The organism is Halorubrum alkaliphilum, from assembly GCF_017873815.1.
GTDB lineage: Archaea > Halobacteriota > Halobacteria > Halobacteriales > Haloferacaceae > Halorubrum > Halorubrum alkaliphilum.
This window is the reverse complement of sequence record NZ_JAGGKQ010000032.1, coordinates 1-24,651: the sequence shown is the minus strand read 5'-3', so window position 1 is coordinate 24,651 and position 24,651 is coordinate 1. Positions and strand designations below refer to the sequence as shown.

General features: G+C 56.0%; 24 protein-coding genes, 1 tRNA gene, 4 pseudogenes and 1 CRISPR repeat array. Of the genes and pseudogenes, 20 read left to right on the top strand and 9 right to left on the bottom strand.

Features of this window, described 5'->3' with window-relative positions:
* Window positions 1-174: pseudogene (locus J2751_RS14110) on the top strand (IS4 family transposase); the annotation flags it as partial.
* Between the two features lie 22 nt (window positions 175-196).
* Window positions 197-3,722: direct repeats of the CRISPR family, unit length 30 nt; unit sequence GTTTCAGACGTACCCTCGTGGGGTTGAAGC.
* A gap of 144 nt (window positions 3,723-3,866) precedes the next feature.
* Entirely contained in the window at window positions 3,867-4,661 is a 795-nt protein-coding gene (locus tag J2751_RS14105; protein WP_245202842.1) for a recombinase family protein, read from the top strand.
* A gap of 162 nt (window positions 4,662-4,823) precedes the next feature.
* Here J2751_RS14105 and J2751_RS14100 read toward each other — a convergent pair whose 3' ends face one another.
* Complete coding sequence (locus J2751_RS14100; protein WP_209486928.1) at window positions 4,824-5,084, bottom strand: HVO_A0114 family putative DNA-binding protein; 261 nt, start codon at window positions 5,082-5,084, stop codon at window positions 4,824-4,826.
* Window positions 5,085-5,371: 287 nt separating this feature from the next.
* Between J2751_RS14100 and J2751_RS14095 the strand changes: the two genes are divergently transcribed.
* The 8 genes and pseudogenes from J2751_RS14095 to J2751_RS15640 all read left to right on the top strand — a co-directional run bounded on the left by J2751_RS14095 (window position 5,372) and on the right by J2751_RS15640 (window position 9,921).
* Window positions 5,372-5,728, top strand: coding sequence for a DUF7718 family protein (locus J2751_RS14095; protein ID WP_137691695.1), 357 nt, complete (start codon window positions 5,372-5,374; stop codon window positions 5,726-5,728).
* A gap of 674 nt (window positions 5,729-6,402) precedes the next feature.
* A complete protein-coding gene (locus tag J2751_RS14090; RefSeq protein ID WP_004599500.1) occupies window positions 6,403-6,684 on the top strand; it encodes a helix-turn-helix transcriptional regulator in 282 nt (93 codons plus the stop codon).
* 366 nt (window positions 6,685-7,050) lie between these two features.
* A pseudogene (locus J2751_RS15830) lies at window positions 7,051-7,347 on the top strand (toxin-antitoxin system TumE family protein).
* Between the two features lie 69 nt (window positions 7,348-7,416).
* Window positions 7,417-7,812 (top strand): HVO_A0114 family putative DNA-binding protein, encoded by a 396-nt coding sequence (locus J2751_RS14080; protein WP_209486925.1) that lies wholly within the window; start codon window positions 7,417-7,419, stop codon window positions 7,810-7,812.
* Window positions 7,813-7,829: 17 nt separating this feature from the next.
* Window positions 7,830-8,249, top strand: coding sequence for a hypothetical protein (locus tag J2751_RS14075; RefSeq protein WP_209486924.1), 420 nt, complete (start codon window positions 7,830-7,832; stop codon window positions 8,247-8,249).
* A 24-nt stretch (window positions 8,250-8,273) separates the two neighbouring features.
* Complete coding sequence (locus tag J2751_RS14070; RefSeq protein ID WP_050034076.1) at window positions 8,274-8,495, top strand: hypothetical protein; 222 nt, start codon at window positions 8,274-8,276, stop codon at window positions 8,493-8,495.
* A 242-nt stretch (window positions 8,496-8,737) separates the two neighbouring features.
* A complete protein-coding gene (locus J2751_RS14065) occupies window positions 8,738-9,364 on the top strand; it encodes a DUF7437 domain-containing protein (protein WP_209486923.1) in 627 nt (208 codons plus the stop codon).
* Complete coding sequence (locus tag J2751_RS15640; RefSeq protein WP_223174246.1) at window positions 9,361-9,921, top strand: hypothetical protein; 561 nt, start codon at window positions 9,361-9,363, stop codon at window positions 9,919-9,921. Before J2751_RS14065 ends, J2751_RS15640 begins: the two co-directional genes overlap by 4 nt.
* Window positions 9,922-10,175: 254 nt before the next feature.
* On the opposite strand, the gene J2751_RS14055 is transcribed toward J2751_RS15640, so the two are convergent.
* The gene (locus J2751_RS14055; RefSeq protein WP_209486922.1) at window positions 10,176-10,607 is read right to left on the bottom strand and encodes a helix-turn-helix domain-containing protein; all 432 of its coding nucleotides are present in this window, start codon (window positions 10,605-10,607) and stop codon (window positions 10,176-10,178) included.
* Window positions 10,608-10,739: 132 nt separating this feature from the next.
* Here J2751_RS14055 and J2751_RS14050 point away from each other — a divergent pair, with 132 nt between their 5' ends.
* From J2751_RS14050 to J2751_RS14040, 3 genes and pseudogenes are all read left to right on the top strand, one after another.
* Window positions 10,740-11,270: a hypothetical protein gene (locus tag J2751_RS14050; protein WP_245202840.1), complete on the top strand. Its 531-nt coding sequence runs from the start codon at window positions 10,740-10,742 to the stop codon at window positions 11,268-11,270.
* A gap of 41 nt (window positions 11,271-11,311) precedes the next feature.
* The gene (gene tnpA, locus J2751_RS14045; RefSeq protein WP_209486921.1) at window positions 11,312-11,704 is read left to right on the top strand and encodes an IS200/IS605 family transposase; all 393 of its coding nucleotides are present in this window, start codon (window positions 11,312-11,314) and stop codon (window positions 11,702-11,704) included.
* A 2-nt stretch (window positions 11,705-11,706) separates the two neighbouring features.
* Window positions 11,707-13,018 (top strand): annotated as a pseudogene (locus J2751_RS14040) (RNA-guided endonuclease InsQ/TnpB family protein).
* Window positions 13,019-13,415: 397 nt separating this feature from the next.
* Here the strand turns inward: J2751_RS14040 and J2751_RS14035 are convergent.
* Window positions 13,416-13,733, bottom strand: coding sequence for an RPA12/RPB9/RPC11 RNA polymerase family protein (locus J2751_RS14035; protein WP_209486920.1), 318 nt, complete (start codon window positions 13,731-13,733; stop codon window positions 13,416-13,418).
* A 256-nt stretch (window positions 13,734-13,989) separates the two neighbouring features.
* On the opposite strand from J2751_RS14035, the gene J2751_RS14030 reads away from it, so the two are divergent.
* A tRNA-Met gene (locus J2751_RS14030) sits at window positions 13,990-14,064 on the top strand.
* 38 nt (window positions 14,065-14,102) lie between these two features.
* On the opposite strand, the gene hisI is transcribed toward J2751_RS14030, so the two are convergent.
* From hisI to J2751_RS14010, 4 genes are all read right to left on the bottom strand, one after another.
* Window positions 14,103-14,480: a phosphoribosyl-AMP cyclohydrolase gene (gene hisI, locus J2751_RS14025; RefSeq protein ID WP_209486919.1), complete on the bottom strand. Its 378-nt coding sequence runs from the start codon at window positions 14,478-14,480 to the stop codon at window positions 14,103-14,105.
* A gap of 66 nt (window positions 14,481-14,546) precedes the next feature.
* Entirely contained in the window at window positions 14,547-15,884 is a 1,338-nt protein-coding gene (locus tag J2751_RS14020) for a ribonuclease J (RefSeq protein WP_209486918.1), read from the bottom strand.
* A gap of 376 nt (window positions 15,885-16,260) precedes the next feature.
* A complete protein-coding gene (gene gfcR / locus J2751_RS14015) occupies window positions 16,261-16,890 on the bottom strand; it encodes a transcriptional regulator GfcR (protein ID WP_209486916.1) in 630 nt (209 codons plus the stop codon).
* 77 nt (window positions 16,891-16,967) lie between these two features.
* The gene (locus tag J2751_RS14010; protein WP_209486914.1) at window positions 16,968-18,119 is read right to left on the bottom strand and encodes a mandelate racemase/muconate lactonizing enzyme family protein; all 1,152 of its coding nucleotides are present in this window, start codon (window positions 18,117-18,119) and stop codon (window positions 16,968-16,970) included.
* 379 nt (window positions 18,120-18,498) lie between these two features.
* On the opposite strand from J2751_RS14010, the gene J2751_RS14005 reads away from it, so the two are divergent.
* A complete protein-coding gene (locus tag J2751_RS14005; RefSeq protein WP_152420164.1) occupies window positions 18,499-18,729 on the top strand; it encodes a hypothetical protein in 231 nt (76 codons plus the stop codon).
* Window positions 18,730-19,140: 411 nt separating this feature from the next.
* Here J2751_RS14005 and J2751_RS14000 read toward each other — a convergent pair whose 3' ends face one another.
* On the bottom strand, window positions 19,141-19,326 hold the full coding sequence (locus tag J2751_RS14000) for a DUF5786 family protein (protein WP_049906699.1): 186 nt from the start codon (window positions 19,324-19,326) through the stop codon (window positions 19,141-19,143).
* A gap of 298 nt (window positions 19,327-19,624) precedes the next feature.
* Between J2751_RS14000 and gnd the strand changes: the two genes are divergently transcribed.
* The 4 genes and pseudogenes from gnd to J2751_RS13980 all read left to right on the top strand — a co-directional run bounded on the left by gnd (window position 19,625) and on the right by J2751_RS13980 (window position 23,285).
* Entirely contained in the window at window positions 19,625-20,527 is a 903-nt protein-coding gene (gene gnd / locus J2751_RS13995) for a phosphogluconate dehydrogenase (NAD(+)-dependent, decarboxylating) (protein WP_209486912.1), read from the top strand.
* A gap of 78 nt (window positions 20,528-20,605) precedes the next feature.
* Window positions 20,606-21,535, top strand: a pseudogene (rnz, locus tag J2751_RS13990) (ribonuclease Z).
* Window positions 21,536-21,874: 339 nt separating this feature from the next.
* Window positions 21,875-22,414, top strand: a complete 540-nt coding sequence (locus tag J2751_RS13985) for a macro domain-containing protein (RefSeq protein ID WP_209486910.1) — start codon at window positions 21,875-21,877, stop codon at window positions 22,412-22,414.
* A gap of 43 nt (window positions 22,415-22,457) precedes the next feature.
* Entirely contained in the window at window positions 22,458-23,285 is an 828-nt protein-coding gene (locus J2751_RS13980) for an IS5 family transposase (RefSeq protein WP_209486909.1), read from the top strand.
* A 96-nt stretch (window positions 23,286-23,381) separates the two neighbouring features.
* On the opposite strand, the gene J2751_RS13975 is transcribed toward J2751_RS13980, so the two are convergent.
* Window positions 23,382-23,951 (bottom strand): hypothetical protein, encoded by a 570-nt coding sequence (locus J2751_RS13975; protein WP_209486908.1) that lies wholly within the window; start codon window positions 23,949-23,951, stop codon window positions 23,382-23,384.
* Between the two features lie 8 nt (window positions 23,952-23,959).
* On the opposite strand from J2751_RS13975, the gene J2751_RS13970 reads away from it, so the two are divergent.
* Window positions 23,960-24,651, top strand: a 692-nt coding sequence (locus tag J2751_RS13970) for an IS4 family transposase (RefSeq protein ID WP_209486926.1), incomplete at its 3' end; no start/stop codon positions are given.

Genomic DNA, 24,651 nt, shown 5'->3' with positions numbered 1-24,651 from the left:
GCGACCTTCCGGTCGCACGCCCAGCTTGTTCTCCACGAACTCGGTGAGTACCTCGGCTACTCACCACCACCGTTGCTGGAGCGGCTCATCGAGGACGCTCAGAAGATCCATCAACAACGACCGATCTTACAAGAGACACTTGCTACCGCTACACAACCGAGGTGTGAGTCTTAGCTAAAGACGAATGCTGGTTGGTGTTTCAGACGTACCCTCGTGGGGTTGAAGCGGCGCACGGCCGTTGCTCGCCGTCAAGTTCAAAGGCGGTTTCAGACGTACCCTCGTGGGGTTGAAGCAACTCTTTACCGGCGATAGCACAACCCGTGAAGCATCGTTTCAGACGTACCCTCGTGGGGTTGAAGCGGGAATTAAGCACAACGGCAACCGACACGGATAGCGGTTTCAGACGTACCCTCGTGGGGTTGAAGCGCATACGATCCGAACGGATTGAGTGTATCAGCAACCTGTTTCAGACGTACCCTCGTGGGGTTGAAGCCCCAGATGAGGGATTGACTGCTGACGCACTCAGACAGTTTCAGACGTACCCTCGTGGGGTTGAAGCCCGTTGCGGGCGTTCAAGATGCGAGCGTAGCACTCACGTTTCAGACGTACCCTCGTGGGGTTGAAGCCGTCTCGACGTCGCTCCAGGCGTCGCGGTAGACGACGGTTTCAGACGTACCCTCGTGGGGTTGAAGCCCGAAGGCGTCAGACGTGTCGAAGACGATCGACAAGCGTTTCAGACGTACCCTCGTGGGGTTGAAGCGGCCGGCTTGAAATCCAGTTTGAAGACACCGAATAGTTTCAGACGTACCCTCGTGGGGTTGAAGCGGCAAGCACGCTTGTGGTCCGTGTACGACCGCTTAGTTTCAGACGTACCCTCGTGGGGTTGAAGCGGATAGTATTCGTCTCCCTGAGAGAGATCGAATCCGTTTCAGACGTACCCTCGTGGGGTTGAAGCTTGTGTGCCGCTTTTGAGCACATAGCAGTCTTTGTGTTTCAGACGTACCCTCGTGGGGTTGAAGCAAATAAGCCGGGAAACATCAAGCGTGGACTTATCGGAGTTTCAGACGTACCCTCGTGGGGTTGAAGCACCGGGATCGTGGAGACTTCCCGGTCGGTGAAGACGGTTTCAGACGTACCCTCGTGGGGTTGAAGCCGATGCCGATCGATATTCAGGGGATGGCTCTTCCAAGTTTCAGACGTACCCTCGTGGGGTTGAAGCCTCGCCTAAGCCGTGACGCGCCCCCCGTGCCAAGAAGTTTCAGACGTACCCTCGTGGGGTTGAAGCGACAAGGAAACGGCGGCAGCCCTGCTAGCGGCGTGGTTTCAGACGTACCCTCGTGGGGTTGAAGCGACCCATGACTAAGTATATTAGCAGCAAAGGCGCGTGGTTTCAGACGTACCCTCGTGGGGTTGAAGCCGCGGTCACGACCAGCTCATCGTAGTCGCGATCCGCGTTTCAGACGTACCCTCGTGGGGTTGAAGCTCTAAGAGGTGGCCCATGCTCGCGATCGGTCCGTCGTTTCAGACGTACCCTCGTGGGGTTGAAGCAAGTCCTTAACGGCTCTCTGAGTAATGATACTCATGTTTCAGACGTACCCTCGTGGGGTTGAAGCGCTTCGTAAGGTGCGCGAGTGTCGCGGTCAGTTGGAGTTTCAGACGTACCCTCGTGGGGTTGAAGCATCTCGATCGCGGACGGCGGCGACACCGACTCCGGTTTCAGACGTACCCTCGTGGGGTTGAAGCGAGGATGACGCCGAGAGCGAGGAAGACACCACGGTTGTTTCAGACGTACCCTCGTGGGGTTGAAGCTACGAAACGCACGACCCCGACGCCGACGCGCCCGAGTTTCAGACGTACCCTCGTGGGGTTGAAGCGACGACGGCCTCCACGCGCTCGCCGCGCACGCCCGCGGTTTCAGACGTACCCTCGTGGGGTTGAAGCGGCCTGCTCGCGTGCGCCGAGCATCTCCATAATCGGTTTCAGACGTACCCTCGTGGGGTTGAAGCGACTTCCATACCTTTCCACCGGGGGGCGATATGTGCGGTTTCAGACGTACCCTCGTGGGGTTGAAGCGCGCATACCGGCCTCGCTGCTGAGTCAGATCGTGGCGTTTCAGACGTACCCTCGTGGGGTTGAAGCCGCCGGCAGTTCGGCGGTGTGCTCGACGACATCCGCGGTTTCAGACGTACCCTCGTGGGGTTGAAGCGGCGACGAGCGTGTCCTTCTCTTCTTGCGTCAGATCGCGTTTCAGACGTACCCTCGTGGGGTTGAAGCTCCGACGACTGACACCGAGATGCCACGCCACCACAAGTTTCAGACGTACCCTCGTGGGGTTGAAGCGAGAGGCGGTCGCGTACGACGGCGCAGACCCCGCCGTTTCAGACGTACCCTCGTGGGGTTGAAGCGTATCGTCCTGTGGTTCCGTCGAGGTGAACGACGCCGTTTCAGACGTACCCTCGTGGGGTTGAAGCACGCATTAAACGACGGAGAAACCCAAGAGAATGTTGGTTTCAGACGTACCCTCGTGGGGTTGAAGCCCGACGGCCGGCGTCTGCGTGTTCACGACCGACGGGTTTCAGACGTACCCTCGTGGGGTTGAAGCCGTTGCGGTGTTCACGGGAGGATTAAGCCGGTATGGTTTCAGACGTACCCTCGTGGGGTTGAAGCAAGATGCGGGGCGGGGCGATCCGCGGCCACCTCCGAGTTTCAGACGTACCCTCGTGGGGTTGAAGCGTCGAGTTGGTCCGCGAGCCCGTCGATGTCGTTGAGTTTCAGACGTACCCTCGTGGGGTTGAAGCGAGGTGATCGTCGCCGAGGACGCCGTCAACGAGTGTTTCAGACGTACCCTCGTGGGGTTGAAGCGGCAACCCGCTCGAAGTGTACTACGCACCCGACGACCGTTTCAGACGTACCCTCGTGGGGTTGAAGCCACACCGTCAGACAGCCGGTGAGTTACTCATCGAGAGTTTCAGACGTACCCTCGTGGGGTTGAAGCTCACGGAGCGACCGATCCGACGTGATCGAGATCTGCGCGTTTCAGACGTACCCTCGTGGGGTTGAAGCGTCAAGAAAGTACGCGATGGCGAGGAGGAGGACAACGGTTTCAGACGTACCCTCGTGGGGTTGAAGCAGACGCGAACGCAGGTGAACACCAATGAGCTACAACGTTTCAGACGTACCCTCGTGGGGTTGAAGCGACCGGGGCGACACCGTAGAGGTTCAGATTTGGAGCTGTTTCAGACGTACCCTCGTGGGGTTGAAGCGTTGATAAGCGATACGGGGTCGTCAATAACGAATAAGTTTCAGACGTACCCTCGTGGGGTTGAAGCGACCGGGGCGACACCGTAGAGGTTAAGATTTGGAGCTGTTTCAGACGTACCCTCGTGGGGTTGAAGCGTTGATAAGCGATACGGGGTCGTCAATAACGAATAAGTTTCAGACGTACCCTCGTGGGGTTGAAGCCCGTGAGTGATCTCGCCGTAGTACTCTTCGAGGTGTTTCAGACGTACCCTCGTGGGGTTGAAGCGCGGTGGGTGTCGAGACGGCGGCCGAAACGTCGTTGTTTCAGACGTACCCTCGTGGGGTTGAAGCCGTCGCTCTCCACCCGCACTTGCACGCCTAACTCCTGTTTCAGACGTACCCTCGTGGGGTTGAAGCGTCACCCACAACGACAAATAAGATCATCTCTGAGGGTTTCAGACGTACCCTCGTGGGCTTGATTAACTCGAATTCTCTATCCCTTGAGGCTTACACTGGCTGATCTACCAATCCCATAAGTTGCTCTCCAAATGTGTCGAGAAGGAAGTGGTATACACGGAGCCGCGTAAACCCCCTCTTGTATAAGTAGTGTTTGCGAATACGAGAACATGACCGAGGATGGGCCTGAGACCATCGCGATATACGCCCGCGTCTCGACCGCCGACCAGGACGCGAGCCGGCAGCTCAACGAGCTCCGCGAGTGGGTCGCCGATCAGTACCCCGACGCCGAGACCGAGGAGTACATCGACGTCGTCTCGGGCGCGGCAACGGACCGCGCCGAAGAGTACCACGCGCTCCGCGAGACGATCTCGGAGGGCGCCCTCGACCTCGTCGTCGTCGACGAAATAAGCCGCCTCTCCCGGCTCGGGGGCGGCGAGATTCACGATTTTATACAGCACGCGCTTCAACACGACACATCCGTTCGCGACCGGGAGGTCGGCCTCTCGATCGACATCGGCAGCTCCGAGGTCGATCGGGCTGTGAAAGAAATGCTCGCGGGCTTCTCGGAGACCTCGCGAAGATCGAACACAAGCAAAAGCTACGGCGGATCCGCTCCGGGATCGCTGCTGCCCAGGACGCGGGGAAATGGACGGGGCGGCCGCCGGCTGGGTTCGTCGTCGAGGACAGATACCTCCGTGTCGATCCCGCGGAGTACCTCCATGTCCGCGAGGCCGTCGCCCGCGTCGACCGAGGCGAGGCTTACGCCGACGTCGCCGAAGACACCGGCCCCCCCGACTCGACGCTCCGCAGCCTCGTCGACGACCGCCGTGACCTATACCTCACCGGGGAGGCCGAGGACGATCGCGTCGACGCCGCGCTTGCGGATATTCGTCCGGTGGAGGACCTCCGGGAGGACCGGGCCGACGACCTCGCCGAGCTGCGGGAACGCGTCGCGCGCCTAGAGAACGCCCTCGAGGAGTGAGGTTCCCGCTACGACGGGCCTATTCCTCAGATTCCAAGCGTTCTGTGACTTCAAATAGCTATGTCAGACATTACGGTTGGTTGCTATAAAGAAAACCACGATAGGCGGCCTCGAATCCGTCGCAGCCCCTAGGGTACGCCACTCAGACCACGGGTTCAACGATCAAATGCTCCTGCGTGAGTCGAGGCTTCTTCACCCGGCCATCCTCCTCGTACCGAATGATGCCGTGCTCTGCGAGGGCGGCGAGATCTCGGCTCACTTGTGCTTTGTCCCGATCTAGCTCACGGCTGAGTTCGCGGACTGAATTGGGCGACATCCGCCCGAGTACCCCCACGACTTCGCGGCGCTTGGGCGTTAGAACCTCTTGGGCTGTTTCCCAGCTGATGACTTGGACGCCCGACATACCGCCTCGGGCGAGTGAGCGAGCGAGTTCACCCCGCAACTCCGTACGATCAGCAGCTTCAGATTCACCGGTGTTGAGGGGAGTACCCACATCGGATTCAGACATATTGATTCACCTTACCGTTGTGTATATACCTCAACGGTTTAAGCTTTGCTGAGATGCCCGATAATGAGCGCCTCAGTCTATTCTACGAGTTAAACAGTCAAAAACAAAACATTTAAGTAAATCAAATACGTATGTAAGAGTGGAGAGGAGTTCTGCGTCTCTTAGCTCAACTATCTACATACATGACTCGAAATTCCGACTTTGAGTACCTCTACGAGGTTGGTCGTATCAGAAGCACAGTATTCCAAATCGGCACGCGCGCCGACCCAAGCGTCAATAAGCCTGAATCGTTCGCAGTTATCCTGTTCTTTGAGTTGTCTGATGGGACGGTTGTTGAGGTCGCGAAAGTCGACAACGCTGAACACGACGAGGGGACCATACACGTTGACCGCTACTATCGAGATGTTGGTGCCGACATCAAGGACTTCAACGTCGATATTGATGGACTCTGGGAAGGTGAGGCGTACCTTGAGCAGCACTGGCAGCAGTTTGCACAGACGCATCTCGACAACCACGGGAGGGCGACACGAGACAGTTAACGCCTCTTTCGTCTGTCTTGTTTCACGCTCTCATGGAGTAGCAGCGTTTCCATCGAGTCAGCACGGAGTTCGTGTCAGTTGTACAGGGTTTCAGTAGGGTCTTCTATTTCATCTGGTTAGGCAGTCGTACAGGAAACGGGGATTCTAACACATCCAGAGACAAAGAATCAAATAGTCAATCAGAGTAGGATTTATTATCATGCTCCCAGACGATCTCCCAGTTGATCGCCAGAAATTGCTGACGTGGGAAACAGAATGCTGGCAGTGTGGCGAGCAAACGCCTGTGGTCTGGCCACGAGGAGACCATCTTGATACGCCTCTCGGAGATATATTAGCGAATTACGAAACCCCTGTTGAACGGGTCTACAGCAATACCCTCGGCAAGAAAGTCTGGGGGAACGTCTGTCAGCACTGTGATTCTTACCAAGGAAATCATTTCATCCAGCAAGAGGCACTGGAGATTGACCCGCCACTGGTAGACTGTCCACATTGTGGGGATGAACATGAATGGAGCCCGGACCAAGGGATGGGTGGGGCATTTGGACAGGGATGGGTCTCATGTCCAGAATATGGTGAAATACCGGTTGGTGACCCACGAGGAGAGTGACGAATTCCTTCGCTCCATACAGGGCCAGATCAGTAGTATTTCAAAACTCGAATGAGTAAATTGCGACATGTACGATCTCACTGGCTTTCAGCGCGATCTCCTGTACGTCGTTGCCGGACTTGATGACCCCCACGGACTCGCGATCAAAGACGAGCTCGAGGACTACTACGAGAAGGAAATCCATCATGGTCGGCTCTACCCAAATCTCGATACGCTCGTTGAGAAGGGACTCATCGAAAAAAGCCAGCGGGACCGACGGACCAACGAGTACAGCACTACTCGCCGGGGCACTAGAGAGATCGAAGCTCGGACTGAATGGGAAGCCGGGTATATTGACCACGACGGGTGATCGAACCGCTGTGTTCGAGGACTGTTTGACTCTAGTATTTCGCGCTCTTCTCGCGTGAGATCCACTTCGTATCACTAGACATCGTGGCAAAAGTTTTGGATTAATATTATGGTTAAGGTTAAGATTAACTCACATCGCTCCAATTGCCGAGCTATACTTGGGATCTGTTCGAGAAGGGCATCACCCGGGCAGTAGCTCAGACAGGCAACGGACAGTTTTCTAGGTCTCGTCGATGACGACACAGACGATGAGTAGTACCGCATTAGCCACGCTCGATGTTGCCGTCATGGATGCCATCTGTTTCTTCACTCTTGTTAGGGTTCACCCTAACACTTACCGGAACAGGGTGCGTCGACACGTGTGTGGATGAGCGATGATGTCACCGTACTCGAAGACGAGATTGAAGCCTACGCCGACGACACCGTTGCGCGGGTTCGCGTGCTTTCGGTTCCGACCACAAATCGGTTCGTAGACGGGATCAAGTACGCCTAGCACTACGGCGAAGCCGGCGCAGACGATCCGATCATCCGGTTCGACAACCATCACGGCGTCCACAAACTCCACCTCGGCGGTGAGACCTTCGAGATCGACTACCCCGGCCTTGCGGAGATCTTCCGCGCCTGGCGGGCGGCGCTCCCAGAAGAGAATCGCAACGACTGGTAGTCCGTTCTACTACGGTGACCGACGTACAGACCCGCAACTAATTCCGACCCACAACCCCACACCCCACCCATGACCCAAACACTCCACGTTCAGATCAAGTCCGCCGACCGTAGTGACCTCGAAAAGCGTCTCGAAGCGATCGACGCTGGCGAGGACGTTGACCCCAGTGAGCCGACGCTGTCGATCGAGAACCTCGAAACGTTCGGTCGCGTTTTCCGCTCGACCAACCTCGAGCTCTTGGAGGCGATAGTCGAACACGAGCCGGAGAGCATCCGCGAGCTCGCACGCCTCGTTGACCGGAACCCTCCAGAGGTCCTCGAGAACGTGAACGAGCTCGCCGACTACGGCCTCGTCGAACTCGAAAAAAATGGCCGAGCAAAGCGCCCAGTTGTGTGGTACGACGAGATCGACGCGGACCTCCCGCTCACGACTAAGTCCGAACAGGGCCCGAAGGCGAACGCTTGACCCAACGAGGGCACACAATGGGCGACGACGTCGATCCCGAGGATCCGCGCCCCGATGCCCACTACCACGTCGACCGCGACGCAGAGTGGTACTACGTCGACGACGACCTCGCGGGGACGATCGCCCTCGGGCCAGCGACCGACGGCGAGCCCGGTGACGACTGGGTGCTTACGCTCTCGGCCGCGACATCGGACGAGGATCCCGATCCGGCCGAGCGTGTCGCCGTTCGCCTCACGCCGTGGGCGCTCCACGAGCTCTACATCGAGGCGCGGAATCTCTCACCAGACGCTCGTCAGGCAGGTCACACCGCCGAGTGTGGGCTCTGCGGCGAGCAGGTTCCGCTCGACCGGGCATGGCCGGACAACCGCAAGCGACCGTGTCACCCAGACTGCTACGCCGATGCGTTCGGTGCGCCGCCCTGGTACGATAGGCAGTAGCTTGGTGTCGCTAAAGCGTCACAGATGAGCGGGAATAAGCTTCTCATCGCTGCTAGTGCGACTGTGATCTGGGTCATCTCGGGGGTACTCTTGTTTGAGGTGGCGAGTTTGGCGTCGGCCTTCGAACTCGCAGTTTCTGGCCCGATCTTGGACCTCACATCGTTGCTTGATGCGTGGCTACTAGCTGGAGTTATCCTCGGTGTCGTTGACGTCGCCCTCCTCTGGGACATGGCCACTGGGTGGTGACCACGAAACACCGACACCGCTCTAGTACCCGGCTAGCAGCCGTTTGTCCGGGAGAAGCTGTCAGACTAATCTTAAGATTAAGATTAAGATTAATTCGTTTAAGTGAAATACTCTCTTAAGACGTGAATACAAATGACAGTATCTACAAATTAGTTATCTAAGAACAATCTCTAGGAGCCTCCATACAGTCCGACACAACTGCCACAAGATATTAGTTCTCGGTTCACGTATCATGAATTACGATGGTGGTAACAAACGCCCCGGCTGCGGACGAGAACGGCTCGAAAGAGGGCACCGCACGCTCCTTTATCGCAGCCTCAGAGATACTGGTGAATCCCGACATCGCCAGAGTCTATACTGACATCCTGCTGAATCAGCCTACTACGAACAGCAGTATCGAGCGTAGACTCGATCTTGCCGGAAGTACAACCTCAATGCGGGTTGGAAAGCTCAAAAACTTAGACATTGTCGAGGACGTCAGTAGCGGGAAAGAGAGCCAGCTCCGGACTGATTCACTATTTCTCCCCGTTGGGGAGGGAGAGACGCGGATACTGTTTGACCCGCTTACGATCGCCGCTTACGGTGCAAGCGGCGAGGTCAGTGAGATCGAACTCTTCCTAGATCGGCACGGCAAGGCGAAGCTGCTGATGGCGGTTGAGCAGACACGGGCATATCTCAGTGGCGAGGTGACTCGTCGTGGAGCAGCAGACCGCCTCAATGTTGATGAGATCGAGGCTATCAGCATCACGCAGGCGCTGGAGCCGATCATTGCCCTGTTTGTCAAAGCAGGGCTCATCGATGATTCCTTCGAACACGACGTACATGATCGGAAGATTCGAAACACTCCGTACGTGTTTGAGCAGGAATGAGCGATCGGCCGAAATTAGTTGACTCTTCACCCCTCTACCCGCTCCCGGATGCGCTCCTCGTTGACTCGAGCGTCTTGGGTGGAATCGGGCGATCTACTCCAGAACGGCGACAGCTAATCAACTACATTCAGTCGACTGATAGGCAGTTGTACGTCTCCACTGGAGTAGTCGAGGAGTTGGACAAGGAATGGGCTGGTCCCTACGGTGTCAATGATTGGCTTGATCCAATACGTAACGAGGACTGGATTGTTGCCCTTCCAGAGCCGGATTACGGTGCGCGAATCCGTGACGGCCCTACCGTTAGCGAGATGGTTGACGAAGCACACAGAGAATTAGCCAAGCTCGAACAGGAGCGAGAAGATGAACTCCCGAAAACGGACGCCAAATTCGCCGGTAATCTTGTTCAAATACGGGTGTCTGAGGGTCATGATTCCGTGGGGCTGATCATCGACGACAGGAACGCAGAGCGCGCACTGTCCCAAGTAGTCAGTGAGACGGAGTACGAGCAATTCTTCCGGATACTGAGGGGGCCAGAGGTATTAGAAGAGATACAATAACGTTCCCCTCTTCATTGGGGCCACCCTCCTCGCGCGGCGTGTGAGATGAGTATCCGGTAAGTCAACGACCTCACCATACCGCTTGCGCCGCACAACCTCGGAGGATGGATTTGATGCGTGCCTTCTGTTCGATTCATCTGTTCTGAATCGAAATTGAGACTGATCTCTCTTGGCGGCTTTGCGCTGGTTACGCTTCTGGAATATCCCAGATATCGAGTTCTCCGTCCGGCGAAACGTACGCCCTGAGGTGGGCTTCAGTTTCGGCTGTTCGGACGTACGACGTCCTCAGCGGCCTTGATTTCGTCTGTTCTCTCGACTTCAGCGAACAGTTCCCGGTATGCGTCGGGCTCGAAGAGGTTGTTCCGGTCGAACAGCTCACGGGCGGCATCGGTGAGCTGAAAGAACCGGTACGGCTGGCCCCGTTCGAGCCCTTCACGATCTCGCTCGATGGCCTCGATCAGTCCCACTTCCTCCAGCCGGATGAGGTGGTCGGTGAGCGTCGACGCTGCGATACTCGGATTGTAGTATTCGAGTTCCTTCTTCGAGGGCGCACCTCTCGGGTGACCGACGATCGTCCCGATAATATTCGCGCGGGTCGTGTCGTCGAGGACACTCAACGCTGCGATCGGATCGAGGCCGGCTGAGTTCTCGGCTGGCGTGAGCGGGGTGGCGTCAGGCCGGGACATTGTGTACAGGTGTTTGTCGCCCGGTCGGATAACCATTTTGGTGAGGATCGAAATGGTAGCCAGAGTACTTGCGTATTCCACTTCCGGTCGTATTTCCGTACCGTTAGGTGGCGGTGGTGAATGATGCCTAGTATGACAAACGATGACGCCCGTGTAGTCATCGACAAATTGGGTGGCCAGCCGGGCGAGACACTCACACCCGACCGGGTCGAGGCGATCCAGACCGCGATGCATGAGGACCTCGGACGATTTATCAACAACACGTCCTATTTCGTTCTCGGTTCCTACGGTAAGGAGGAGCGGCCACGATTGGAAGCTGTTCGCGACCAACTCGCGAGTGATGCCGCAGCCTCGAACTCCGATGACGGGGTCGACGCGTTCCTGATAGACGATATTCTAGATGTCTCGGAGTTCTTCACGTCGAAATTCAAGCTGTTGGTCAGCTACGCGGATCATATCGTGGGGGTGTACGAACACTCCCAGGGCGGGCACGCGTGGGAAGCGGGCTACATCGATCAGCCGATCTATCGGGATCGGACACGAGCGTTTTACCGGACCTATCTTTTTTCAAGGCGAGAATCTCGCCCTTTTAGGGCGGGCGTGAAGCCGACAACTCCTACACGTTTCACCGTCGGTTGTAAGCCGAATACCCCACGACTGTAAACCTTTACTGGAATTGGGCATACAGAAATTAACACGGCCAAATGAAGTACAATCTTGAAACCGGGTCGCACACGGTCTACGCACTCCAATATCACTTCGTGACCGTCACGAAGTACCGCGCAGACCTACTCACCGATGAAATCGCAGAACGTATCGGAGAGATTGCCAGCGACATCTTCGAGGACTTCGGCGTGAATATCCAAAACGTCAACGGCGGTTCCGACCACGTTCACATTCTGTTCACGGCGAAGCCAACGACCGACCTCACGAAGTTCATCAACTCACTCAAGGGCGTCACGTCCCGCAAAATCCGTGACGAGAATCTCGAAGTTCGACAAGCACTCGACAAAGCGTTCTGGCAACCGGGGTACTTTCTCGCCACCACCGGTCAAGTGAGCATCGACGTACTCATGAAGTACGTAGAGGAGCAGTAGCGATGTCCACGACTGTCACGAAGACGTTACAGGCGACGTTCGCGCCACCCACCGCGCACAAGCAGTCGAAACTCAACGACCTGCTCGAAACCTACCGTGACGGTCTGCAAGAGGCGTTCGACGCCGGAGCGAGTACCATGTCGGCAGTGAGCGACATCGTGACGCCCTACGACCTGCCGTATCAGGCCAAAGCAGCACTCTGTAACTACGTCCCGAAACTCCGCAAGACGTACAACGCGAAGGAGTTGGACGACGAACACCCGATACGGCTCACCAACCAAGCCGCCAAGTTCGACTACTCTGATGAACGCGAGTACGAGTTCACATGGTGGGTTCCGCGGCCCGGTCGGGGAACGAACTTTTGGATACCGCTCCGCATCAACCCCGAACAGGAAGACCTCTGGCACGACCTCGTATCGGAGGACGCGAAGGCAGGCGAGATCCGGCTTCAACAGCATCGGAAGAACTGGGTACTACACGTCACCGTCGAGTACCCGGTTGAAGAACCAACGACTGACGGTGACGCCACACACATCGGCTTAGATATCGGAGAAACCGCCCCTCATCACGGGCTGTGCCCTCAAGGACGGTTCTCCGACTGACCCGTTCGTGTGTAGCGGAAGTAGAGCGAAGCATCTCCGCAAAGAGATGTACACGACCCTGAAACGACTCCAAGAGCGTGACGCATCCGAGTGGCGGATTGAAGACCGCTTTTCGCACTACCAGAACGCGCTCACCGACCTCGTGGAGAAGGCGTCTCGGCAAGCCGTCGAGTACGCAAAGCAGTACGAGAATCCGGTGTTGGTGATGGAGGACTTGACGTACCTCCGTGAGCGTCTCGACTACGGGAAGTACATGAACCGTCGGCTTCACTCGTGGGCGTTCGCCCGACTCCAAGGACGCATCGAGGACAAGGCGAGGGAGGCAGGCATCCCAGTTGAGTGCGTGAACCCGGCGTACACCTCGCAGACGTGCCACTCGTGCCACCGTATCGGTCGGCGGGAATCGCAGGCCGAGTTTCGGTGTCCGCACGACGACTGCCACGTTTCGACGTTTCAGGCCGATATCAACGCTTCCGCGAATATCGCACGACGGGTTGACCCGTGGGGAGAGAGCGTCCCGCTTGACAAGGCGGAACGCGATGACTCGCCACGGGATAGGAGCGGTTGTGACACCGCCGCGACTCACCGTGAGAAGAGCGCACCAGCGCAGATGACGCTCACGGCCTACGAAGAGTCGGAACCCTCTGCCAGCGTTCACGAGACGGAGTCTCGTGAGCCAACCAGAACGGACGGTTCTGGTGACGACGACTGACTGGTATTCCCACCGTGTGGGAAGCCTCGCCGTTTACGGCGAGGAGGATGTCACGAGACTGAAGAGGTACAGTACGCGGCCTACGACGGTATGTTCGCACATTATCTGCTTTCGATGGAGCGCGTGGATCGTGCGTACACGTGGACGACACCCGAGGACCTTCGTGACTGTGTGGAGAACGCCTACGCGCCTGACTGACGACGTGAGGAATGACTATTTGCGTCGGATATTGAACTTCTCGTGATGGTCGATATCCCGGTCACACTTCGCTCGGTATTCACTGTGACTGTTGAGTCTGGCGACGGAAGCTACACACTCGAGGTTCCAGCGAGTGAGGTACGATCTGAGGCTATTCGCCCCCGTGTATCGTAAGCCGTAGAGTTCGCCTGATGCATCGTCAGGACTCGCGCCATTTGTGGCCGCATTCGACGCAGGTGAACAGCCGAACCTCGTAGGAGCCGCCCGGCTTCGGCATCATCTCGTAGTAGGCCCGGTCACTATCACAGTTGTTGGCTGGACAGGGCTCCTGCATCGTCTCAGTGGAGTTCTGGGTCGAATCGGCCACGGCGGGTGCCCCGTCGTCCTGCTGTCCATCCTGAGTCGTCATCGCTGCTTCTGCTTGCGAGTCCCGCGGTTCCTCGTTCTCACAGGAGCGGCACACCCACGTGTCGCCCTCCGTGCGCATCATCGAACCACACTCGTCACAGAATTGCATATAACGTAGGAATACACGGGTGTCGGATATATGTGTTAACTTTCGATCCGTCGTGAATTTCAGGTAGCTGCTTAGATTGACTGTACCACGCCATTTGTGATCCCATCCGTACTGATCGCACTCCCGTCAGTACCACTTTCTGAGGATTTGAATCGAGCTGTGACAAAGGAAGTAGCCGATCAACAAATCGAGTGAATTGTTCGCACACAGAGATGATTTCTCAACGCTTATCCGCAACTTTCGTCGAGTAATGTGTAGCGGGATAGGATAGCTCGGAGATTCCACCAGGCTCATGACCTGGAGATCGGTGGTTCAAATCCACCTCCTGCTATTCTCGCACGGCAATCTCGTAAGTGGTCGGCGCGGTGATTACTCGTAGACGTCGTCGGGATCAAAAACCTTCTCGCCGACGGTCTCGCCTTCGATCGTTCGATAGAAGCAGGAGCGGTAGCCCGTGTGACACGCCCCACCTTCCTGGTCGATTCGATAGAGCAGCGCATCACCATCACAATCGACGCGGATTTCTTTTACCTGTTGGACGTGTCCACTGGAGCCGCCTTTCTGCCAGAGCTCGTCGCGACTCCGCGAGTAGTAGTGGGCGAGCCCTGTTTTCTGGGTTTCTGTGAGCGCCTCAGGGGACACATATGCGAGCATCAGCACGTCACCTGTCTTGGCGTCCTGTGCAATCGCGGGAATTAGCTCATCCTCGCCGAAGTCGAGCTCAACATCGAGGCGTTCGTCTTGCATGTGCATACGATTCAACAGACTCGGGAAACCAGTTGTCATTTCCCGAGCTGATCTCCTTGCCGAGAGTCAGACCAGTTGGAGGATGTTCCCGTTCGAGCTCACGTGGAGATCACGACCCAGCTTGTAGCCCTGCTTAGTTGCGAGATCGATATAGCCGGAGTACCCCTGCATATCCTGGTGTGACGGGATTACGTGCTGTGGTTGGAGTGCATCAAGCATCTCGTAGTGACCCTCTTGACGAAGGTGTCCGGAGACGTGGACGTCGTCGTAGATGCGCGCACCCTGCATCCGGAGCAGCTGTTCGGACTGATAGCGCTGCCCCTCGTTTGTCGGCTCCGGAATGATCCCCGCAGAGAAGATCACCTTGTCGCCGTTATCGAGGTCGTACGGTGTCTCGCCGCGACCCATCCGGGTCAACATCGCTCGCGGTTCGCCCTGATGTCCGGTTACGATGGGGAAGAAGTTCTCTTTCCCCTCGTTCATGATGCGTTTGAACGCGCGATCGACGCTCTTTCGATGGCCGTACATGTCGAGGTCGTTCGGGAATGTCACCGCACCAATGCGCTCTGCAGCCCCGGAGTACTTTTCCATCGACCGTCCCAGCAGGATCGGTTCGCGTCCGATCTCCTCAGCGAATTCGACGAGGCTCGTAACGCGAGCGATGTGACTGGCGAACGTTGTTGCGACGATACCCCCGTCGTAATCCTCCATACTGTGCATGACATCCTGAAGCTGGTTCCGTGCGACTGACTCGCTCGGTGTCCGTCCCTTTCGATTGGCGTTTGTGCAGTCTTCGATGTAACAGAGAACGCCGTCCCGGCCGATCTCGCGGAATCGTTTCAGATCGATCGGATCGCCAACGACTGGCGTGTGATCGATCCGCTTGTCGAGGCCATAGACGATTGCGCCCTCTGGCGTATGGAGGATCGGGTTGATCGCACCGATAACAGAGTGCGTGACGTTGACGAACTCGAGCTGGCATCGATCGCCGATGGCCATCGTCCCTCCGGCGTCCATTTCGATGAGCTCGTTTTCGACTGTGAACTTCCCCTCGTCATCGATCTCTTCACGGACGAGTTCGAGCGTGTAGGGGGATGCGACGACGGGTGCGTCGTATCTGTGTGCGAGTTTTCCGATCGCGCCGATGTGGTCGAGGTGACCGTGCGTCGGGACGATCGCTCGCACGTCACCGTCGAGTTCGCTCATGATCCGGTCGTCTGGGATCGCGCCCATATCGATAAGATCGAGCGAGTGCATCCGTTCTGTCTGGATGTCGTCGTGAATCAGTACCTTCGAGAGGTTGAGGCCCATGTCGAAGATAACGATGTCGTCGCCGGCACGGACAGCTGTCATCTGTCGTCCGACTTCCTCATAGCCGCCAATAGTCGCAATTTCGATTTCCATAGTTGGGGTCCGATCAGAGTGATCCCAGAACTTGTAAGAGTCCGCCTAGTGAGGGAGAGTCGGTGTGAACCGAGCTTCGACAGCCGGTCAGAACGACCATAACAGTCGATGTATCTTGGTTACACGACCTTCTCGGGGACAACGCGTCTTTCGGTTATATAATAACTGACCGCGTCACGTAAATACTCGTGGGTCCGGAATCCGGTTAATCAACGGGTTAGAAGACCATATCCACGTCTATACTTGCTTTCTACGTGTACTTCGCGTTTTGGTTGAAGCTTGTTGATGCTGTTCAGTGGTGAGATTGGGGAGTATTGGGGATATAGCAGGGTTTCCATAGAGTCAACAGAGCAGGGATCTCGTAATCTGTAGGTATTCAAGCAGTAATCGATAGAACATCAATAAGGGAGTGTACTGGAACTCCATTGATACTATCTACTCCCTGCTTATCAATTAGTACAGCTGCAGCAACTGGATTTCCCCCTGAGTCGTTAATCGCCTCAATAGTTTCATACATCGTCGTGCCACTCGTAATCGTGTCATCAATTATACAGCAATCGCGTCCACTGACACTGGCAAAGTTCCGAGAGAAACTACCGTCATGCCTCTCGATATCACCTCTCTCCCATTGATGTTTTCGTGGCGTATACGCAGCGAGGCTGGTGTCAAGTGTTTGGGCTACGGTAGTTGCAAGCGGTGTCCCGGCTTTCTCAATACCGACTGTGAGTGATAGATCTTCATGTTGGTTTGCGATTATATCTGCCATTGCGTTCCCAACGTTCGTTAATCGGGTGCTATCACGCCCGATGGCACTCCAATCGACATGAATATCGTGTGGTTTCTTTTGCTCTACTGATTTGGAATCCCAGTTTGTCGATTTATTTCGAGCGATCAGCCAGCTAGCAGTTTCACGAGAGACGTTCAGTTCATCTGCGATTTCACCTTTTGACACCCCCCGATTAGCTAAAGAAGCAGCATCTGAGATGAGATCATCAACGTTCTTCATTTTGTGGAACTTAGAGTGGGGAGTATTATATGTACTGTCCTGTATCCTTACTCTATTAGTAGTGGGTTGAACCGGAGCTAAGGACGTTTGAGTGCTCCTTCCTCATCGAAGAGGCTGTGACTATCCTTTGGCTCTCCGGGATACTCACGAGCCGCGTCCGGATGGAATGTCACGCCGAGTCCCGGCTCATCTGGGACCTCGATAACTCCATCTTCGACGGTGTAATCGTGTTCAATGATCTCGTCGGCCCACTCGACGTCTCGACTCATGTGTTCGAGGACCTCGAGATTCTCGAGACCGGCACAGAGGTGGACCGATGCGGCCGTACTGACGCCGGCGTTCGGGTTGTGGGGTGCAATAGTCATATACCGTGATTTCGCCATCGAGGCTGCGTGCTGAACCTCTTGAAGACTTCCGTAGTTGGTCACATCCGGCTGGATGATGTCACAAGCCTGCTTTCGGACGAGGTCTTCCATCGTCTCGTTATTGTAGATGCGCTCGCCGGTGGCGACGGGCATATTGACGTGCTGGGTTACGTCAGCCATCACTTCACGATCTTCGAGTTCGACAGGCTCTTCGAGAAACATAATGTCGTACTCTTCGAGTGCGTCTGCGACCTCAATCGCTCCGCGCCGGGTGAATCGCCCGTGACAGTCGAGAGCGATACCGACGTCCCATCCGACGGCATCTCGCACGGCTTCGAGGAGGGCGGCGACTTCGTCGATCTGTGCGTCCGTCAGCGAGTGCTCGTAGTGAGCGAACGGATCACACTTTAGTGCTGGATATCCTTGTTCATCGACCGCTTTCTTAGCATGATGTGCGTAATTTTCTGGCGTACGCTCACCAATATGCCAGCCGTTCGCATAGACTGGAATCTCGTCGTGTACCTTGCCGCCAAGGAGCTTCCAGACTGGTTCATCGTAGTGCTTGCCCGCGATATCCCAGAGTGCAATGTCGATCGCCGCAGCGACCGCGTTGATGAGCTTCCCGGCTCGCCACGCGAAGGGATAGCGCCGGAGCTTTCGATTGATTTGTTTCCGATTCAGCGGGTCCTCGCCGATCACGTAGTGCTTGTGTGCTTCTGCGGTGGCTTCGAGAGCTGCGGTCAGTCCTTCACCACTTAGTGCCTCACCGACTCCGGTGATGCCTTCGTCTGTTTTGACTTGGACAAAGAACCAGTTCCGCCAGTCGGCGTCGACGACGAACGTCTCTACGTCAGTAACTTGCATACAAACGTTATTTGAAGGAGGGAAAAAAGCTGTTCCGGCTTCGATACGATCGGAAGTATCCTTGAAATTGTCAAACCGTCTTTTGGTCGGCGTGAGGAAAATTCCGATATGAATCTTACGTTACTCGGAACCGGAAGCGCGGTACCGACTGGAGATCGGTATCAGACTGGAACCGTTGTTGAGGCGCATTCACAGTCAACTCCCTTGTTGATCGATTGCGGTACTGGTACGATTCATCGACTCGCTCAGGCGGGTTTCGTTATTGTGAGCGATTACGTAACGGTATCGCTCCATATCTCGGCGGATTTGGATACGATCCAAATTTAAGTGTCTACTTGACCCCCGTAACCACTTCCGTTAGCGCGGTGTAGTTCGTTGTATGAGCGAAGATGTCCCGGATCAAGAGACCGCGATAGAACTCGCGAAGGAATATGCCGATAATGAGTGTGTCGGTCAATTCGGTGACGTTACCGATATCGAAGAACGCGACGCGGAGTGGCGGATCGAATTTGAGACCCACACGCTCTCCGATACGCATACCCATCGCATCAGAATCACCAAATTCGTCGGAAACGTGATTTCACACGACCGATTGAGCCGCTTCGAGTGAATTCGGTATCCCGGATCTATGTCCTTTCTTCGTCGATTCTCGGGAACCCAGTTCTATCGATCTCGAACGATCTCTCTATCACGGAGAGTGGTTTGAGTAGTGCGTCGCCACTGGACGGGGCTTCTTGCGACGCCAATGTGATATTCAGAGCAAAATTTTGGGAGACTTTTAGATGCTTCTCGTGAACTTAAAGCCACCCGAGAGGACTATTGAGATACTTTGTCAGCACATAGATGCGGTGTGGAAACAAAGTATGAGGAATACTCACACCTGCGAATCGAGTTTTATTGAATTGTCACAAATTACTCGAAGTCGACGGTGAGCAGTTCCTCGAAGAGGTTTGGGAGGACGTCAAGGACGCAGTATAGTTGACCAGTGCGTAATAGCAGAAAATAGCGCTAGGTGTCGATTTTACTCTTCGTCAGCGCCGTCTTTGATTTCTGCGAGTTGGTCAACGAGGTCATCTGTATCCGCGTCTGTTTCGAACGTGATCTCACCCTCGTGTTGGTTTTCGTGAACACTTACACCTTCACTGTCATCATCGGCGCTGACGTCCTGGTTCTGCTGCTCGGATTCATCGTAGCTCCCAAAACCCATATATCACGATATTGGCGCTGTGAACTAAAAACAACCGGTGTGCTAGCTGTCCGTTACATAAGGCTCACTATACGATACAAAGATAGATGGGGCTGCGCTCTCCATCTCGAAAGAGAATGACTGCTAACGTCACACAATGTCCAGAATGCGGGTGGACCGGACACGAGTCTGACTTCGAAGTGGATGGAAACGAGCGCAAGTGCCCCGTCTGTCAACACACGATGAAACGCGTGTAAAATCTCAATCTAGTATCGAAACAGTCGAGACCCGACCGTGACGACGCGTACGTAGAGTGAATATGAAACTCGGAGTGATTGGACTCGGACGGATGGGACAGATTGTTGTCGATCGAGTGCTCGCCGCTGACCACGAGGTCGTCGCCTTCGATATCGACGAGGATGCGGTCGCTACCGCTGTTGAACGGGGTGCAACAGGAGCTACTTCCATTCCAGATGTTGCCGCCCAACTCGGTGATGAGAAGCGTATCTGGCTCATGGTACCTGCAGGCGATCCGGTTGACGCTGCGCTCGATGAACTGGAACCATCGCTCGCTGCTGATGATATCGTCGTCGACGGTGGTAACTCGAACTTTCACGACTCGAGCCGTCGTGCTGAGAACACTGATGCGGCGTATCTCGACTGCGGAACGAGTGGTGGGCCTGCCGGTGCTGAACTCGGATTTTCACTCATGATCGGTGGCCCGCAGTGGGCGTACGACGAACTCACACCGGTCTTCGATGCGATCGCAACCGGTCCAGACGGCCATGACTGGTTCGGCCCGTCGGGAGCAGGTCACTACGTGAAAATGGTTCACAACGGCGTTGAGTACGCGCTCATGCAGGCGTACGGTGAAGGCTTCGAACTGCTCGCGAACGGTCGCTACGATCTCGACCTCGAGGCCGTCGCGAAGACGTGGAATAACGGTGCAGTCATCCGATCGTGGCTGCTCGAACTCTGTGAGGAAGCGTTCCACGAGGAAGGTAACGACTTGGGAGACGTTGCGGACTACGTCGCGGGTGGCTCAACAGGTACCTGGACCGTCCAAGAAGCGCTCAAACAGGAGGTCCCGATTTCACTCATCTATGGTGCCCTCGCCGAACGCTTCAGTAGTCGCGACATGCGATTCTCACGGCGGCTTGCCAATCGTCTCCGGTATGGGTTCGGACGTCACGAGATCAAGCGACAGGACAAGAGCGAGTAATATCGTACCGATGGAGTCATCAGAGTCGCGTCCGCGAATCTCGAAGTTGCTTTCCGCATTGCTCTCCGAACTGAGACTATGGACGTGACCTTTCTCGGAACGAGTGGGGCAGTTCCGACGACTCAGCGCAATCCGAGCGGAATCCTGCTTCGCCGAGAAGGGGAACGATTTCTCTTCGATGTCGGGGAGGGGACACAGCGACAGATGATGCGCTTCTCGACCGGCTTCGACGTTTCCACGATCTTCCTCACACATCTTCACGGCGATCACATCCTGGGTCTTCCCGGGCTTCTACAGACGCTCGATTTCAATGAGTGAACTGCATCCCTCGACATTTACACGCCCGCAGGCACCGCTGGAGATGTTGCGAATCTCCTCGATGCAACGGGGACGACACCCGGCTTTCGTGTTCAGGTACACGATGCTACGCCTGGTGAGACGATTATCGAGCGCGAAGAGTACACGATTCGAACCGTCGTGACTGACCATCGAACACGATCTGTCGGTTACGTCCTCGTCGAAGCTGAGCGGAAAGGCCGATTCGACCGTGAGCGAGCCCAAGACCTTGGCGTTCCAGTCGGACCAAAGTTCCAACAGCTCCACGAGGGCAACGCCGTCGAACTAGAGGACGGAACTGTTGTTCAGCCAGAGGAGGTCGTCGGTGATCCACGTCCGGGGCGGCGCGTCGTCTATACCGGCGATACCCGACCGATAGAGCCTGTTGTTTCGGTCGCTGCGAACGCAGATTTACTCATTCACGATGCGATGTTCACTCAGGACCGACAGCAGCGGGCGCAACAAACCGGTCACTCGACGGCTCGGGAGGCCGCTTCTGTCGCCTCGCAGGCCGGTGTCAAGCGACTCGCACTCACACATATTTCCTCACGGTACGCGACCAATGCTGAGCCGCTCGAGAACGAGGCTATCGAGAGATTCGGTGACAATGCGTTCTTCCCTGATGATGGAGATACGATTACGATTCCCTATCCCGAATGTGACGACAGGTAGTCCTGCGGATATTGGGGTAACCCATCCAGCGAAGGGATTGTTTGGCTAGTCGTCTTCCAGGGAGAGGTGCCTGAGAATCGCTCATCAATCGTCTGTAGTGACGGAGTGTGGACGGTAGAGGTGTTGATGCGACGAGTTATGTAGACGACGGAGACGACGGATTGTCTGAATTGTGGCTCGACTATAGATCTCGATATTCCAAACTATTATCCTACGCTTCGATCTGAGCGATCAGATTTGCCGAAGACACGGATCATCGTCTTTTGCTCGCGGAACTGCTTCGAGATATGGCCCTAACCGCCGGGTGGATTTTACTGTCCAGTCCGTGTACGTCTTCGTATGGAGTTCACCGTCATTCAAGGCGATATCGCGGCCGAGAGTGCAGATACACTGGTGAACGCTGCCGGGACGAGCTTACAGATGGGCAGCGGTGTCGCCGGCGCTCTACGACGCGGCGCGAACGGTCCGATTAACGAGGAGGCCGTCTCGAAAGGTCCCGTTGACCTCGGTGGCGTGGCCGTCACTGATGCGTACGACCTCGACGCTGACTACGTGATTCACGCAGCGGCGATGCCCCACTATGGAGACGGTCGAGCGACCACCGAGAGCATTCGCAAAGCCACTCGGAACACACTCGAGACAGCCGACGAACTCGGCTGTGAGTCACTCGTCATTCCGATACTCGGGACCGGAGCTGCCGGCTTCGACTTCGAGACGGGCGCACAGCTGGTCTGTGAAGAGGTCTGGTCGTACGAGCCCACGTCGCTCACCGATGTTCGTGTGATCGCGTATTCGGAGCCGGAATATCAGACTGTTACCTATATCGCGGATAAGTTACAGTCATCGGCTCTGGTGAATCGCTGTAAGGCGGCGAGATAGGTCGTCAAATCAAAGGAAGTGAAGCGGGAAATCGTCGATGCCTATGTCGAAGATCTCCCGCTTCACGAGCAAAGCGGTACGGTTAGCTAAAAATGCTGTTGGTGGTCGAGGCGAAGCCGCCGCCCCCGAAGGGGGTGGGGGCTTCGCCGACTACGCCGTTGTTTCGCTCCACAGTCTCCGGATTTACCTAGAGAAGTCCTACCGTGAGGCGCTTGATCTTCTGAGCGAGATGCCGCATATTTTGGCCGAGATCGGCCTTGAAGCGGGCGATCTCCCGCATCATACCACGCTAGTAAAGGCGTTTGATAGGTTAGAGATGAAGATTTGGCGAGTGCTGCTGCGCCTCTCGGCGCAGCTGCACAACACCGCCGATCACGCCGCGATGGACGCGACATTCTTCGACCGTGAAACCGCTAGCAAGCACTACTGTCGCCGGACGAACTATCGCGTTCAAACGCTGAAAACGACCGCGCTCGTCGATACAAAAACGCAAGCTGTGCTCGACGTTCACTGTACGACCGGGAAACGTCACGACACGCAGATCGGCTGGCAACTCGCCCTCCGCAACGCGGGCGAGATTGCCAGCCTCGCCGCCGACAAAGGCTACGATTGGCAGCAATTACGCGACAAATTGCGCGAAGAGGAAGTGAGACCGTTGATCAAGCATCGTGAGTTCCGACCCATCGACTGCGCGCATAACGCGCGCATCGATGGGTCTCTATACGGCCAAAGAGCACTGTCTGAGACCGTCTTCTCGACGATCAAGCGCACGCTCGGCCACGCGGTGCGTGCCCGAGCGTGGTACCGCGAATTTCGTGAGATCGTTTTGATGTGTGCGGTCTACAACATCAAGCGAGCTGTGAAACAGTGAAATCAAACGCCATCTGGCGATTCACCAGAGCCCAGTCATCGTAAGTCGTTCGCTCGCCTCCCTCCGTCATTTTCGGCCAGAAATATTGGATACTGGTCACACAATAGTACTCTGGAACTCCTCACGAATCGTATCCACGATCGCCTCTCGATCGTAGTCTCCAGCAGTTGCGCTTACGAGTGTGATGTCGTCTTCGTCGACTGGGATCCAGATTTGGAGAAACCCCTGCGAACCGTCCATGTACCCGACTTTTGAGGCCGGTTTCTGCCAGAGCTCAGCCGGTTCGTCGGTGTATTTCGGATGGATTCCCTTCGGAAGAGGGTTCGTTGTCTCCTGTCTGAAGTCCGGATCCGTCTCGAGTTGCTCTCGAATATCCGCCGTGATCGTGTGCCGGTCGGCATCTTCCTCGATTCGCGTGTTTACCGTCCGGACTGTTCGCGAGATGAACTTCTCCAGCGTCTTGTCCGGGACGATCTTGTCGATGTCCTCGAAGATCTCTTGCTCTCGAATCTGCGGCGTTCCACTGATTCCAGAGACGATCTGATCATCCTCTGGCTCGCATCCGTCTTTAGCTAAGCGAAGAACCGCGTGACAGCAGCGGCTTATCGAGGCTACTTTTCGGAAGGAATGAGGAGGTGTCGAGTGTGTACAACGAGACCTCCTCATCGAGAATCTTGCGTCGTCTCACTACACTGTTTCCCTCTGAGTTCCTTGAAGAGCACGCCGAGGAACTCGGCGTGGTCGAACGGGAGGGGAAGCTTCAGATTCCCGTCCTCGTGTGGGCGCTCGTGTTCGGCTTCGCCGCAGGCGAGAGCCGAACACTCGCTGGGTTCAGACGTAGCTACAACTCCACAGCCGATGAGACGATCTCTCCTGGTGGCTTCTATCACCGGTTGACACCGTCACTTGCAGAGTATCTCCGCGACCTCGTCGAGCGTGGTCTCGACGAGGTCGCTGTTCCCGACGCTGTTGACGCTGATATCGACCGATTCAGGGACGTGATGATCGCTGATGGAACGGTGTTGCGGTTACACGAGTTCCTTTCCGACGAGTTCCAAGCTCGCCACGAGGAGCAGGCTGGAGCGAAGCTCCACCTGCTCCACAATGCCACCGATCAGACGATTGAACGGATTGACGTGACCGATGAAAAAGCGCACGACAGCACGTTGTTCAAGACGGGATCGTGGCTGCATGGACGGCTAGTTTTGTTCGACCTAGCGTACTTCAAGTACCGCCGCTTTGCGCTGATCGACGAGAACGACGGCTACTTTGTGAGCCGGTTGAAGCAGAACGCGAATCCGGTGATAACAGAGGAGTTACGGGAATGGCGCGGGCGCGCCATTCCCTTAGAAGGGGAGAAGATCCA